At 53.6% G+C, this 14,082-nt stretch carries 10 protein-coding genes and 2 pseudogenes; 4 read left to right on the forward strand and 8 right to left on the reverse strand.

Going from position 1 to position 14,082, the window contains the following annotated elements:
- Positions 1-32: 32 nt before the first annotated feature.
- Together ACN19L_RS23070 and ACN19L_RS23075 are read left to right on the forward strand one after the other, a co-directional pair.
- A pseudogene (locus ACN19L_RS23070) lies at positions 33-197 on the forward strand (DnaJ domain-containing protein); the annotation flags it as partial.
- A gap of 408 nt (positions 198-605) precedes the next feature.
- The gene (locus ACN19L_RS23075) at positions 606-860 is read left to right on the forward strand and encodes an SH3 domain-containing protein (protein WP_426493609.1); all 255 of its coding nucleotides are present in this window, start codon (positions 606-608) and stop codon (positions 858-860) included.
- Between the two features lie 12 nt (positions 861-872).
- Here ACN19L_RS23075 and ACN19L_RS23080 read toward each other — a convergent pair whose 3' ends face one another.
- The gene (locus tag ACN19L_RS23080) at positions 873-1,250 is read right to left on the reverse strand and encodes a hypothetical protein (protein ID WP_426493622.1); all 378 of its coding nucleotides are present in this window, start codon (positions 1,248-1,250) and stop codon (positions 873-875) included.
- 762 nt (positions 1,251-2,012) lie between these two features.
- A pseudogene (locus ACN19L_RS23085) lies at positions 2,013-2,585 on the reverse strand (DNA translocase FtsK); the annotation flags it as partial.
- Positions 2,586-3,122: 537 nt separating this feature from the next.
- On the opposite strand from ACN19L_RS23085, the gene ACN19L_RS23090 reads away from it, so the two are divergent.
- Complete coding sequence (locus ACN19L_RS23090; RefSeq protein ID WP_426491285.1) at positions 3,123-3,836, forward strand: hypothetical protein; 714 nt, start codon at positions 3,123-3,125, stop codon at positions 3,834-3,836.
- A gap of 103 nt (positions 3,837-3,939) precedes the next feature.
- Positions 3,940-5,559 (forward strand): hypothetical protein, encoded by a 1,620-nt coding sequence (locus tag ACN19L_RS23095; protein ID WP_426491286.1) that lies wholly within the window; start codon positions 3,940-3,942, stop codon positions 5,557-5,559.
- A 262-nt stretch (positions 5,560-5,821) separates the two neighbouring features.
- Here the strand turns inward: ACN19L_RS23095 and ACN19L_RS23100 are convergent, their stop codons facing one another.
- The 6 genes from ACN19L_RS23100 to ACN19L_RS23125 all read right to left on the reverse strand — a co-directional run bounded on the left by ACN19L_RS23100 (position 5,822) and on the right by ACN19L_RS23125 (position 13,766).
- On the reverse strand, positions 5,822-7,882 hold the full coding sequence (locus tag ACN19L_RS23100) for a hypothetical protein (RefSeq protein ID WP_426491287.1): 2,061 nt from the start codon (positions 7,880-7,882) through the stop codon (positions 5,822-5,824).
- Positions 7,883-7,928: 46 nt separating this feature from the next.
- Positions 7,929-8,741, reverse strand: a complete 813-nt coding sequence (locus ACN19L_RS23105; RefSeq protein WP_426491288.1) for an endonuclease NucS domain-containing protein — start codon at positions 8,739-8,741, stop codon at positions 7,929-7,931.
- Between the two features lie 127 nt (positions 8,742-8,868).
- The gene (locus ACN19L_RS23110; protein ID WP_426491289.1) at positions 8,869-9,207 is read right to left on the reverse strand and encodes a nucleoside triphosphate pyrophosphohydrolase; all 339 of its coding nucleotides are present in this window, start codon (positions 9,205-9,207) and stop codon (positions 8,869-8,871) included.
- Positions 9,208-9,210: 3 nt separating this feature from the next.
- Positions 9,211-10,377 (reverse strand): HNH endonuclease domain-containing protein, encoded by a 1,167-nt coding sequence (locus tag ACN19L_RS23115; RefSeq protein ID WP_426491290.1) that lies wholly within the window; start codon positions 10,375-10,377, stop codon positions 9,211-9,213.
- An 88-nt stretch (positions 10,378-10,465) separates the two neighbouring features.
- On the reverse strand, positions 10,466-13,372 hold the full coding sequence (locus ACN19L_RS23120) for a DUF3427 domain-containing protein (protein ID WP_426491291.1): 2,907 nt from the start codon (positions 13,370-13,372) through the stop codon (positions 10,466-10,468).
- A gap of 1 nt (position 13,373) precedes the next feature.
- Positions 13,374-13,766: a (deoxy)nucleoside triphosphate pyrophosphohydrolase gene (locus ACN19L_RS23125; RefSeq protein WP_426491292.1), complete on the reverse strand. Its 393-nt coding sequence runs from the start codon at positions 13,764-13,766 to the stop codon at positions 13,374-13,376.
- Positions 13,767-14,082 lie beyond the last annotated feature (316 nt).

Consider the following 14,082-nt stretch of genomic DNA (forward strand, 5'->3'; position numbering starts at 1 on the left):
GGTGCGGAAGAGCGCCTTGAACTGACTTTGTTGTGAAAACGCACTACGACCTACTCGGGGTAGCTCGCTCAGCCACCCGGGAGCAAATTCATGAAGCGTACCAGCAGATCGCGGCTTCGCAGGCGAATCCATTGGCATTTCGCTTGCCCGATGAGGTGGAAGAAGCGTACGACGTGCTGCTAGATCCAACTCGGCGAGCGCAATACGACGCCTCGCTGGAACCCACTCCCGCCCCACCGCGGCCAGCTCCACCACGCCCGGCCCCCGTTTCCCGCCCGGCTCCCCCGCCCGCCCGGCCAGTCCCTCCGCCCACTCCTCGTCCAGCCGCGCCGCGGGCTACCGCGCCCGCCGCCGTACCGCCCCCCGCAAAAACAACCCCAACTGCCCGGCCGGCAGCCACCAGCAAGCCAGCGGCTGTAGCGAGCCGACCGGCAGCCCCCGTCACCGCGCGGCCGGCGGCGCCGAAAGCGCCCGTGCGGCCGCCGCAATCCCCCCCCGGCTCAGCATTCCGACTCGGTTACTTTGTCGCCCGATTCAAGCGCCCGCTGAAATGGCTGGCGGTACTGGGCGTGCTATGGTGGGGCGGTAGCTACGTGTTCGGGGCAATGGCTGCTTGGATAGCCCTGCATTCCCGGCCCACCCTCTACTCCGTGCGCGTCACTTCTAAAACCGGGCTAAACATGCGTGAAGAGCCGGCTACTTCGGCGGAGGTAGCGGCCAAGATTCCCTACTTTGAGACCATTAAGGTTATAACTGACAGTACCGTACAAACGGATGCTGGTCCAATGGAGCGCTGGTACGAAGTAAACTACGATGGCTCCTTCGGTTGGGTCTCAGCCAAGCATGTAAAGAAGCTGTAGGCACTCGACCCATTACTCTAGGGTTTCTTCCAGCAGTTGCTCGGGCTTGAGCAGGATCAGGTGAAATTGAGCATCCATGGTAGCCCGGATACTGGTGCGCGTGCGTTGGTAGCGGCGCCCGTGCACCAAGTACGCCCGACTCACCTCGACGTACTGCAGGTGGCGGGACCCATCGCGTACTGGCTCAGAAACTCGCAGCGAACCCGGTTCAACTTGCAAAACGGCATCGCGGCGTTCCGAGAAATGTCCTTCCTGCAAGTAAACGTGGATGGCGGCGGGCGTGGTGTTGGTTAAATTCTTGTACCGCTGCACCTGCGACGCGAAATGGTTCTCGGCCGCGAAAGGCGGGGCCTGCAGGTCGGCGTACAAGGCGGCCAGTACCTGCCGCACTTTCTGCTTAGCGGGTGAATCGCCGGGCTCCGGAGCCGCGACTACTACTGCAGAAAGTTGCAGTGGCTGCGGCCCATCCCCGCCGGGTCGCGCCGCGGGGCTAGCAGCTGCGTTAGCCGCCCTAGACGCTACTACCGGCCGGCGCACTGTTTCTACCCGTGCCCGACTAGGGACCGGACGCGATGGCAAACTGGTTGCAACGGTATCTTGCTGCGCCGCGGGCTGCGTGGCCAGCACCTGTGCTGCACTGTCCTGAACTACTGGGGCAGCCGACAGAGTGTCTTCCACGATAGACACGGGCGTACGCTGGCGCACTGGTTCGGCTGCTGTCGCTGATGCGGTCGTGGATGGACGCGTACCGACTGCTACGACTGCCATCGCAGCCGGCTGGCTGGTGAATACACTTTTAACCATTCGGTATCCACCCCACGCTACTCCCAGAATCAAAACTAGGCCCAGACCCAGCAGCACAAATCCCATTCGGATGTTCGGCTCTGGCTGCGCAGCAATAGGTTGCTCAGTTACTGTCTTAGATGGTCGTTGGGCCGCCTGCGATGGAGAATCAGCAGATTGGGAATACGCCGGCGATGCGGTTAGTGTCGGAATGACAGCAGCAGCAGCAGGTAAAACAGACGGAGCGACCGTCGGCTCAGAACTACCGGCTGGGGAATCAATCTGACTGTATACGGGGTTAGCTTCAGCCGCGGCAAGTGGCAGCAACTGACTGAGGTAGTGCGCAAGCGCACCAGGGGTCATAAGTACCTGGCGAATACCGGTCGTAGCCGCAGGCGAGATAACTTGTGCAAACTCTAGCTGCGCTAAAATCCGTCGAGCGCGGGGATCGCCAACGCGTAACTGCTGCCGAAGCAGCGTGGGGGACGCCTTGCCTGCAGCTACGACGAGCTGCACAGCTTCGCCGTACAATGGATCTCGTGTGGGGGGGACAACAAATCCGGTTGGCGGCCTTTCCTCGTTCGCACGAGCCTGCCGGGACTCTGTCGTTGCTACCGGGTGGAAGTACGCCAATAACTCGCGCACCGAGAAATCATCCGCTGTAGCATCTGGTGCATCCCGGTTCTTCCTAGCGGCGTGAGGAGTGGCCAGCAACTGTTCTAATTCGGCTTCGCTGCTTACCAAGACGTGCTGCGCTCCAAGTGAGTTTGGCGCCCCAATGATTCCTGCATTCTCTAGCGCCTGCATTAGTAAGGCGGCTTCCTGACGCGAAATACCCAACTCCCACTCCAGCAGCGTAGTTACAGCCTGTTTCTTGGCCAGCACTAATCGGGCAGCGCGTTGTAAAGCAAAATCAAGCTCAAATAGAGGGTTATCTGGCATCAGGAAAGACTAACAGTAACAGCTAGAGGAAGCAGGCAAGTAGAACGCTAGAATATGTCACAAGTTAGCGTGCACCTCGATAACTGCAGCCTATTGCACAGGTTTTAGAATGAAGCTCAGTAAATCAGATATTCGACCCGAGAATGAGTTACTTATTCTCTCTATATAAAACTACCCCATTAAGTATTTTTTTAGCTCCCAAGTCATTTAAACATATCCACAAATATCGCAATTCGCTTGATTTATCACAATAATAACTGTTTTTTCAAACACTATGTTACTGAGTAGATAGATAAAAACATGCTTTATCAGCAAATACCAGCCTAATAATAGTCAATTTAATAATCAAACATGAAGTTCAATCACCAATGAATGATTGGACTGTTTTGACATATATCTGATATTTAATTATCGAATCTGATTACAAAAATAGCCCCATAAAATAAATTATCATCTCATTTGTCAATGTATTAAAGATAAAAAAATATACATGTCTTTAGTGATTATCTGTAAGGTTTAGCAACTATCTTTACCAATATGAAAACATTACTCAAGACCACTATTTCATTTGTTGTCTTTGCTTTCCTCATTGATGGCTGCTCCAATGATAGCTCGTCCTCCACGTCGACATCTACGGAAGAATCAGCTCCTGAAGGTTATGAAAGGGGATTAACCTGCTCAACCTGCGAAGGAACAGGCCGCTACTTGCGCGATTTAGCTCTTATTCCTAATACTAAAGGAAACCCCTGTGCTTCGTGTAGCGGAAAAGGATTCAACTGGAGGAGGAAATCAGATTATTCTTACTCATCAAGCAACAACTATGAATCTAATACAGCTGATAACTCTTACGTATCAGAGCCATCGACATCTAGTACAATGACTGCTGATATTCCACTTTCTGATCCTTCTCAGAACCGAAATGCAGATGACACCTTAGAATATACTGAAGATAAAGAAATTGCGTTAACCACTAGATATACAGGCAACGTTGGCAAACTTACTACTGCTTATGACATTAAAATAAGCAATAACGAAATCTCTGGCTCTTACTTTTACCTTAGTCGCCCATCTAAAGTATATCGTTTAGAAGGGCAACTGGAGCAGGATGGTACAATGAGGCTTATTGAGTACACGGATGGGGAGCAAACGGCATCCTGTGTCTTGACTAAGGCAGCAGCAGAAAAGTGCTACTTAGGTAAAATGAACAACACCGACGGACGATCATTCAGAATGTCCCTATGCGAGCAATAGTTTTCTAATTAAGAACAGATATTCTGTTGGCTAGGGGCTCGTTGGCCTGGAACAGGGCACTAGTAGCAGCTGGCTTGCAGCTTACCTCCCACTAATCTAAAGTATGGAATTCTTTACGGAATCAGACCTTGAATTATTACATTCCTATGCGGATAAGGAGTACAAAGGTTCTCAACGGGACAAGCAGATTGAGAGTGAGCTAAAGGATACCGTTTGGGCCAAAACCAAGCACTGGGGAGAGTTGCTGGCTACCGACGAGTTAAAAATGATCAGCCGGCGCTCCGTAACCAAACAGGCCGGGAAGACTAAACGTGGAGCCGATGGCCGCCAGCGAATGCGGAAGGTCTATCGCTTCTACACGTGGGCACGCCTGCTACGTCCTGACCACGACCAGTACGGCGTGTTCTTTACCGTTGGCGTGGATGGGCATTCGAAAGAGCTAGGCTGGAAGCTGGATTGTCGACGAGCTGGCACTGGCGCCCTAAACGAGGAACAGATTGCTCGCTTTGATGACTACCAGCAGAAACTTGCGCCCCAATCTAAATGGGTTGGCGTAACGATGGCGGATCTAGAGGAGTGGGACTGGAAGCGGCTAGTTAAGGCGACTAAACAATTCATGGCAAAACATGCCGCTACTTACGAGCAGGCAATTGCCCATGTATGGCACGGGCAGGAGCCGGGTAAAAACAAGCTCGCCCGCGTATGCTGGAACACGTTGGGCTGGCAGCGTCCTTCCGGACCGGTTGGCAAAAGTACCACCGCTACCAGTCACGAAAGTGGCCATGTTGCGGGGTTTGGCGCGGAGGAATGGCTATTTGATTACGAACGGCTGATTGATGGCTATCACTACGGATTCCTACAAGCCTTAAATAGCGTCAACGAAGAAGCTACGCATGCAGGACGAAGCTTCAATATTCGCTTGTTCACCAGAAACGATGCAACGAAAGAGTATTACTATGTAGGACGCCTCATGAATGCTCATGTCCTTACAAAGCAGGAGCGAGAGAAGGCGGAGAGAGTCTATCTCCGGAACGGGTGGCGGGATGATATGCAGCAGGAGATTGTCGAGGCCGGTGGGACTGGCAATATTGAAATGGGCAGCTATGCACCGGGGCCATTCAATGTAAGGTTTCGGCCAGAAGATGTAGAGCGCCCGGACACCGCCGATGGATTGGAGCTGATTGATGATATCAGTGAATGGACCGCCAGTGTCCGCTACAAATTGTTCAACGATTACAGGAAGCCGCCTGTCAAATCGAAATCAAAAGAAGAAAAAGGCGCACACGTCATTTTCAAGGATAAACCTGAAAAGCGGAAGGCTACCCGCCAACGCCAGACTCAAGGAAAACAGATAGAGTTGGCCGGCCTGCACGATAAAGTGCAGGATCAACTATTTACGTGGCTTAAACAAAAATATGCAGGACAGACTATCAGCAGTGAAGCCTTTATCGAACCATATGGCACTCGGATTGATGTCGTGCGAAAGCGCCCAGACGGGAGTTTGGTTTTTTACGAGGTGAAGGTGTATCCACACATCAAAGCATGCGTTCGGGAAGCACTAGGTCAACTTTTGGAATATGCCCATTGGACGTCAAATGACCTGTCGCGTGAATTAGTAATCGTTTCCTTTCACCCCACTACCCCAGAAGTAGAAGAGTATCTGAAGAAGTTAGAAGTTACGTACAAACTGCCCCTTAGCTATCTGCAGATCCCGCTTACGTAACGTCTGCAACTGAACAGTCTTTTACTTCGCTTCAGGGCTTAGCCTGGTATTATAGCCCACTCGTAGTGAAAATGAAAGAATGAGGCATGTTGACTTCAACGGGGCAAGCACGTAGGCCACCAGCCCAGTTCTGGTGCACGTGAGCGGGTGTATGTAAAGGTCTTCTCAGGAGTTAGCTCCCTACGTAGCGCAGGGGGGGGGCCGAGGCAAGTGCGCGGCAGGTGCTGATAGCAGCCCGGCAACTCTAGTTAGAGAAGTCGAGTTATTGATTTACGCCCACATTAGCTGGGGTGAAGGGAATCATTTCTCCTGAAATATTAGGAGACCGCCATTCCGCTTGAAATAGTTCGACCGTAGGAAGGTGGGCTGGGGCGACCGGAGCAGCTTTCTTTTTGCTCGAAGGTACAATCGCGTGGTTTGATCCAAGTACTGCCGCGCTTAGCACACCGACTCCGATTGCCCCAACACTGGGCCGGACAGGAGCGACAACGGGGCGCTGCGGTGACGGCTCGGCAATGATGCTGCCGGTCAAGTCCGCGCCTAGGAAGTCATCCCGTAAGCTTTTCACCTGAATTGGGTTCACGCAGGCGCAGGAAGCACAGTTTAGTTGATAGGTAACTCCATCCGTTGACTGTACTTGCGTTGCTCGTTCATCATCAGCTTTTAGATCCTTGAGGCAGCGCATGGCAGCTGGTGAAAAGCCGAACAAGAGAACACCTTTTGTGACCGTCCAGGTATTATTGACTATCGCCGCTTCAGTTGGCTGAAAGATGGGGGTAGAATGAAATATTTGCCCGGGCTGATTTGTGCCAGCTAACGCGCCTCTTAACTTCTTTGCCGTTTCTACCGACATATCAATACGGATGGTATCGTTCAATCCACTGCGCGGCGCGTAGTCAGATTGCTCCAGCAACACAATGAACTGTTGCTTATCCGCGTCGTAGCGGCTCAGGTTGGCGGTAGTTCCCTGGTAACGGGTTAGATACCGCGTTTTTGCCGCCGCCGTGAGCGAGGTCACGAGATTGGCGAACTCCGCTTCCCCCTTTTGTTGCACCCGCACCCGCACCTGATCACTCGTTTCGAATTCCTGTTTCTCTGCCCACTGCTTGTACGCATCCCGAATACTGGAACCGAGCTGACCGTAATCAGTTGCTAATAGTAGCTCACGTTGCCGATTTTGGGCATCTACCGAGTCCTTCCGCGCTTGCTGCCGACTTTCCAACGCACTTTCCGCCGCTAGTTGCCCGCTAGCCTGTTCTTCTTGCTGCTGGTCCGCGTCTAGAGTTGCCTGCGTCGGTTGGGCCCTGCGAAGCGAAGCTGCTTGGCTGGAACGCTGCTCATCGACAACTAAGCGCCGTAATGGCAGGCGGATAGGCAGCGTGCCCTGCATAACTTCATTGGCTAGGGAAGCCTCTACCACATTGCCGGCCCCAAACCATCCCCGCAGTGCTTTCGCTACTGGTCCACCGGTATGATGAGGATCTAGCTCTTCAACTCGGTAGTACTTCTCATCCACCAGGACACCGCTCGAATCAGCCGGAAGCTTTTGCAAGAACGCTGCCGCTAGCTTGCTCTCGTCCTGCACTACCGTGGTCTCACCAGTGGATGTATTTCTGGTAACGACACGCGTGAGAATGCCCTGGTCAAATACGTACGTAGTCTGAAAAGCAATCCCCTTTTCCGTATACCCGTACAGCCAGGAGCCATGGCAATATCCCTGAGTAGAGAAATGGCCCGTTAGCGTTGTATGGTCCTGCGGGCGAGTGTCCGAGAACGTGCCCGTAAACTGATTGTGAGTGAATTCGGCTTTAGTATTGTGCGTGAAGGTGCGCTGCTTTCCGCTGAGTGAAACCGGCTTGCTTCCAGTAAGCAGGGACGCATTGTTTACCTGCGCTTGCACCTGACGACTATAGATATTATCGGCGGCACTGGCGGTTATGGTTCGGGTAATGCTCCAAGGACCCGTCAGTTGTCCCTTCAGAAAGGAGCCCGTTGCAACGCATGAAATCCGGTAATCCACGACCATTGACGCCACCGGTTGATTAACGAGTTGAATGCGCCAAGGGCCTGACTTGACATTGCTGGCGAAGCCTCCGGTGATCGTGGATTGCTTATCAGCCGCCGTAAAGCGGAAAGGCCCCTGAAACGTGCGGGACCCATCCGCCGCCGGGACGTAGGAGTAGGTTGCCGTACCCATTAGATGCTTGGTTCTAAAGGCACCTTGATACGTTTTTACTCCTTGAGCTGAGACAGGTTGCTGTAGCAATAGGCACAAGCCCGTTATGCTTGCGCAGATACGCAGGGAAGTGAATGATGCGGACACTGAATGGATGGTTTGGGATAAGCAGGCTTTACTGGTATAACGTCCCTTAGCCAATGACAATAGAGGGCTGCCGGTCTTGACAAAGCTGTTCTTCAATAAAGTCGTAGCTGACCAGCTCAAAATCCAACGCGCCGGTATTCTTATCAAATCGATACAAGTACCATTGCAGCTCGGCCTGCTGGGCCTTGGTCATCCCGTGCAGCGCTTTGGCCGTATCCACGTCCCGAATCCCAGTAACCAGAATACCACGGGCGCAGCAGTCCCGGTTGGCCTGCTTAAGCATGCCGATATAACGCAGTACTTGCTCCACTGCTGATTTTCCGCCGCCAGCGTGCTTGAGTTCCAGCACTACGGGATTACCCTGCCCATCCTGACATAGGTAATCAAACCGGTCGTGGGTAAAGGCGGGGCTAAACTGCCGTTGCGGCTTGCTGAGCCCGAGTTTCCCAAATAGATTCTGCTGCTCGATGTAGGATTCCAGTCCCCGTTCCAACTGTTTACGGGCAGAAGTGGGGGCAGCTTCTCCCTCGTCGAACAAGTCGCCTAGGCATTCCACCGGAAAGCAGTAGAGCCGGACACTCTGACTGAGTTTGAGCGACATGCTCAAGGCCGGATAGACCGTCAGATTGCGAGCAGCCAGCGTTTCGGTGATGAGGCGCAGATTCGCCTCGCTGCGTTTCTGGTAGCCGAAATATCCCAGCAAGCTAGCTACTTTCAATCCCTTGTACCCGTTCTGGTGAGCGGACTTGGCTAGCTCATCAAGCACGGCGGACCGCTTGGCGGCGGGCGTTACTTTTACGGAGCGTTTGGGCTTAGCAGGACGGGCAGCAGGAGGCGACGGGGTAGACGTATCGGCCATAAAATGAATAGTTGTGGGTAAATAGGGCACCACCAAATACCAGTGCAGGGTGGTTGCGCAAGAGTTAGTGGGTCTGTAAGGTAAAACCTACTGCTAGAATTAGCCAAATCTTCGTCAAATCTTCGGCTCAAGCGTCCGACCGGGAATCGGCAGGCAATATCTCGAGTAGCTTAAGGCGCTGAGTAAATCCCCCGCGTTCCTGGTGCCGCTGCTGGCGCATTGCTTCTACCGTCGTGAGCGCAAGACCGTGCGTAGCTGCCAGGGCCTGCACCACTTCGAGCACGTCGGCTAGTTCCTGCAGCAATTCCTCAGGGCGGGCCGCTTGCACTTCCAGGGCTTCCTCTACCAGTTTAGCGCGCAGGGCTTGGTTGTACTCATCTGCCGGCATCGTTGCGGTGCGGCATTGCCGGCCGGACTGAGTAATAATGGCCGGGATATGATCGCGGATGAGCTTGTTGTAGAACATGGGTTAAAAGCGCTGGACATAGCGAGCGGCGGCTATGTCGTTGATAAACCGGGTGGTACGGGTGGCTAGCTGAGTAGCAAACGTGGGGCCGGGCAGCAGTCCCGTGAAGCGCAGAGTGGCATCCTCGTGCATGACCCGGTGGAGCGTAGCCGACTGTTGATACTGGGCGTACGCTTGCGCCAGTAAAGGTTCGGCCGCGGCTAGGCGCTGGGCGTCCGGCACCCGGTCGCGCTTGACGTGCTGGTTGAAGTGGCGGTCTACGGGCAGCAAATTCCAGAGCTCGTTGACGGGGTAAACGGTAAGGGGCAGCAAGTGGTCCAGGTCGTATTGCTCGGGCTGCGTGAGGGGCTTTTGCGTCCAAGGGCAGACAAAGTGGACCTTTTCGTGGAGGAGGATATCCACTTGGTTACGCTCCCAGGTGAGCGGGCGGCGGTTGTCGGGGCGAGCGGTGAGCAGGGTGTATACTTGACCGCGGGTGACGAGTTGACCAGCATCCTGCGTAACAGTTTCGGTAAACAGGCTCCACTCGTGCAGGCAAAGGGCCTCCACGTAGAGCGAGAGGCGGTGGAAGGCCTCCCACAACCCGGCAGGAACAACAAGACAAGTATCCTGGGGACGGGTGCCGGGTAGAGCCGGCGTTGACGGGGGCAGCTGGTCGAGGCGGGCGGGCTTATCAAACATCGTCCACTCTCCGGGGCCGGCGTAGCGGATGGGCATTAGCAGGGCCTTGGCGGCCGCCGCTACGGCTTGGGCGTACGCCTGCTGCAGGGCCGAATCATACCCCGCGCGACGGCGCGGGGTGCGCATCTCCGTGAGCAGGAAGAAACCATCGGCGACTTGCGCGGGCAGCTGCACCGTCGCCTGCCACTGCTGCCGCAACTGGGTAAGGGCGGGCCGAAAGGACACGTCGTTGCGCAGCCGGCCGTCAACAACCGCACGGGCCCCTTGGTAGATGGGCTGGGCATCGTCAGCGAAAGGCCAGTAATAAGCTGTCCAGAGTTCCGCTAAGCGCGACAAGGGCACGGCCACCGGCTGGTTGGCGCGGGCTAGATCCGGGTAAAGGAGCGCAAGGTCGTTGATGGCCCGCAGCAGGGCTATTTTATAGCTGTTGGTTTTTTTATCGTGCTTGAGAATAGTGGCGATGGCTTGCTCACCGGGAATAGCGGACATAAAACGATTGCTGAAAAGAATTAAGCAGCACGCCTGGACAACAGGTTGACTATTACGTGAGTAAGCTGGCAATCAGTAGCACCAACGCCTATTCGCTGGTCTGAGGAGCAGTAAGGTAGGTGTAGATACTTTCCTCCACTGGCTGCACCATTGTAAAGCGCATCTTGACGACCGGTTTTAGCTCGCCGGCATCATTTCGCATTTCCGTTTCAGCAACCGAATCAAGCTGAGGAATTACCTCCCCCATGTAATAATGATCATCTCCTTCGCCGTCGTGCTTTTTAATGAATAAGGGGAGCCGTAGGCCCGCCTGGTATTGCAAAATAGCCTGGACATCTGGGCTGGTTGCGCGACGATTAGACTTCGACATCCACTTGAATTCTAGGTTGCTGAGAAAACTATCATCGTAGTTCGTGCTCATCGCAATCCCATCGGCCTTGTGATAGTTGACGAAAAGCGGGCACGTTCCATCCTTGACCTTATAGCCATACACCGTGGCACTTTCGTCTTTCTCCCAATTCAAGATGCGGCAGACATCGCGCCGTGAATACTTCTGGTAGAGGAAGAACCCCTCCACAAATAAGCTTTGCTCGCAGTATTGGGCGTATCGCGTCTGGGCAAACTGCAGCGTATCGACTAAGAATGTTTTAAAAACTGGATTAGCGAGTAGCGCCTCAAACGCCGGGGTAAACTGGAGGCGGCCCGCATTTTCAAATACCACGTCCTCGTGCTTGCGGCGGAAATTAAAATTCAGGTTGCTCAGGCACGAGGCTAAAGTGGCCGTGCTGGTAGTGGGACTGAACTGGTGCGCTACGTATTGGCGCACTTGGTCGTAAGTTACGGACGGCTGCTCCAGTAATAAGTGTAGAATCACGACCTCCTCAATCCGCTTGGCGTTGGCCAGATTTTCGGAAATCATTTCCAACAACCGCACGCCATCCGCCTGAATAGCCCCTTGCAAAGAACCTTCCTGTAAGGCCGCGCAGTTAAAGAAGGAACCAAAGCGTGAGACGTACTGGAAGGGATCACGGGCCCCTTGAGCTAGGAAGTCCATCATCCTGGGTGGACGACCTAACCGAAACTTCAGCAGGTCGTAATCCTTGAGCAAATCCCGACGGCCATTGATGCTCGCCGAGTCGATGGCATCGTAGATTTTCTGCCTGGCAATGGGGTCGAAGTTTACGGTGGACTCGCCGGGCACCATGCTGCTGCCGGCAGCCATGAGTTTGCGAAGCGTGTCACGGTTATAAGAAGTATCCCCGAATAGGGCGATGGGCACTAGATAGTTGTTGCGGTAATTGCCGATGAAGTCAATGACCGTGAGATATTCCTTGCCTTCAGCTTTGCGCAGGCCACGGCCCAGCTGCTGCACGAATACAATGGCCGACTGCGTGGGCCGCAGCATAATGACCTGATTGAGCCGGGGAATGTCAATTCCTTCATTGAAGATATCGACGGTGAAGATGTAATCTAACCGGGTGGATTCCTCGTCGCTTTCAAGCCGCGTAATGGCCGCCGCGCGATCGTCTTCGCTACTGGCGCCGCTTAGAAAGACAGTGCGTAAGCCTCGCTGGTTGAATGCTTCGGACAAAAATTCACATTCGTTGACCGTTCGGCAAAAGACCAGTCCCCGTGTGCACCCGGAGTCACTACCATAGTGGGCCGCTCTGTCCACGATATGATTCACCCGCTCATCTGCTACGAGCAGCGAAAAGGCCGCATCCTCCTCAATTAGTTGGTTATCGACCGAAACATCCGTGACGCCAAAGTAATGAAATGGACAAAGCATGCGTTCTTCTAGCGCGCGCTGCAAGCGGATTTCGTAGGCAATGTTGTAGTCAAACTGCTGGAAAATATCAAAGCCATCCGTTCGCTCGGGCGTGGCCGTCATGCCCAAGAGGAACTTTGGCTTGAAGTGGTCCAGAATGGTTTGGTAGCTTGCCGCACCGGAACGATGCGTTTCGTCGATGACGATGTACTCAAAATGATCCGACGCGAATTCTGCCAAGTCCTGCGCCTGCGCCATAGTTTGTACGGTGCAGAACAGGAAATCCGCTTCCCGTTCTCGGGTAGCTCCCGAGTAGAGGCCCATGGTCCGAGCGTTACCAAATACCTGTTGAAAGGTCTTCATGGCCGCCTTGGCGATGTTGGTCCGGTGGACGACAAATAAGAACTTGGCCGGATTTACTTTCCGTACATCGAAAGCGGAGAGATAGGTTTTGCCCGTGCCAGTAGCTGAAATCAGCAGGGCCTTTTCCTTACCCTGGTCACGGAGGGCCGCCAGGTTAGCCAGGGCTTCCTGTTGCATGGTATTGGGCACCACGGCCGGGCCAGCCAATAAGGCTATTTTTTTGGTGAGCTTCTTCCGTAGTGTTGCTTGCGCTCGGTAAATCTGCTCATAGCTGGTAATGAATGCTTCGTCCACAACGGTGGCCGTATCGAAAGCCTGCTGAAACGTTTCGAGAACGTCCGCCATCAGATGGCTACTAGCAGTGGCCGACACCTTCAAATTCCACTCCTTATTGAGCTGAAGAGCACTGGAGGTAAGGTTACTACTGCCAATTAGTAGATTATAGCCAAACGGTTTTTTGAATAGGTAGCCTTTGGCGTGAAAATTACCAGTAGTCGCTATTCTTAGGCAAATATTTTCAAACTGCAACAGCTTCCGCAGGGCTTCGGGTTGCGTGAAATCGTTGTACTGGGAAACCAGAACGCGACCGCGAACACCTTTTTGCTGGAGAGCATCTAAGGTGTTTAAAATAACGGTGACCCCGCTGGACGTGGCGAAGGCGACCGAAAACCAGAATTCATCACATTGATTGAGCTGCTGGTCCACCGTGCTCAGCACCGTCCTACCCCGAGCTTTATCGTTTACCAGCAGTTGGGGAAGATGGTCATCAAGTGCGGTGGCTGTCCCGTCAACGAAGCCCTTAGTTAGACTAGCTAGTAATTCGGTGGAGAAGGCCGAAAAATCAGCGGATGACGCAGCGAGCATACTACTGGGCAACGAGTTTAGACACGAAGGGAATATCGGCCGCCGCCCAATCTAAGCTTGGCAGTTGGTGAGCGGGCAACCATTGGTAGGCAACGTGCTCGTGCAGGGTAAGCTGGGTTTGCCCTGCGCGGCACAAAAAACCGTGCATGGTAATTTTAAAGTCCGGGTACTCGTGCTCGACTGTCAGAAACAACTCCTGCACTTGAATATCGAGTTCCAGCTCTTCCTTAATCTCACGAACCAAAGCCTCTTCGCGGGTTTCCCCAGCTTCTACTTTGCCCCCTGGGAACTCGTACTTGTGGGAGATGTAATCATACTTACTGGGCCCGCGCTGCAGGCAGAGGATTTCCGTACCATTGATGATGATAGCGGCGACAACTTCGTGATGTTTCATGGAATCGGGTATGAATGCGCCACTGGGGTAGAAGGGTGGGCAGTTCGAATCTTTTTGCAAAGAAGTATCGGATATGCATACCAACATACCCTTATTGGGTTCTTATTGCAACGGGGCGGATTTATACGGAAAGGGGCAAAATCCTCATTTTGGCTGTACCAGCGCTGATTATGCAAAATATCTATCAAGTAGGAAATCCTTTTTGATAGGCTGGTCATACCCAGTGTACACTTTGGAATCGATCTTTTTCGGGCTGTTTTTCGGTTACCCGTTCTGATAATCGGGTTGAGCGTGTAAATCCGCCCCTTTGTAATAA

The sequence above is a fragment of the Hymenobacter sp. 102 genome (genome assembly GCF_049949205.1).
In the GTDB taxonomy this organism is placed as follows: domain Bacteria; phylum Bacteroidota; class Bacteroidia; order Cytophagales; family Hymenobacteraceae; genus Hymenobacter.

Excerpts from the sequence above, each read along its gene's own strand:
- ACN19L_RS23075 (WP_426493609.1), top strand. The coding sequence starts at position 606 with ATGGCTGCTTGGATAGCCCTGCATTCCCGGCCCACCCTCTACTCCGTG.
- ACN19L_RS23090 (WP_426491285.1), top strand. The coding sequence starts at position 3,123 with ATGAAAACATTACTCAAGACCACTATTTCATTTGTTGTCTTTGCTTTC.
- ACN19L_RS23095 (WP_426491286.1), top strand. The coding sequence starts at position 3,940 with ATGGAATTCTTTACGGAATCAGACCTTGAATTATTACATTCCTATGCG.
- ACN19L_RS23105 (WP_426491288.1), bottom strand. The coding sequence starts at position 8,741 with ATGGCCGATACGTCTACCCCGTCGCCTCCTGCTGCCCGTCCTGCTAAG.
- ACN19L_RS23110 (WP_426491289.1), bottom strand. The coding sequence starts at position 9,207 with ATGTTCTACAACAAGCTCATCCGCGATCATATCCCGGCCATTATTACT.
- ACN19L_RS23115 (WP_426491290.1), bottom strand. The coding sequence starts at position 10,377 with ATGTCCGCTATTCCCGGTGAGCAAGCCATCGCCACTATTCTCAAGCAC.
- ACN19L_RS23120 (WP_426491291.1), bottom strand. The coding sequence starts at position 13,372 with ATGCTCGCTGCGTCATCCGCTGATTTTTCGGCCTTCTCCACCGAATTA.
- ACN19L_RS23125 (WP_426491292.1), bottom strand. The coding sequence starts at position 13,766 with ATGAAACATCACGAAGTTGTCGCCGCTATCATCATCAATGGTACGGAA.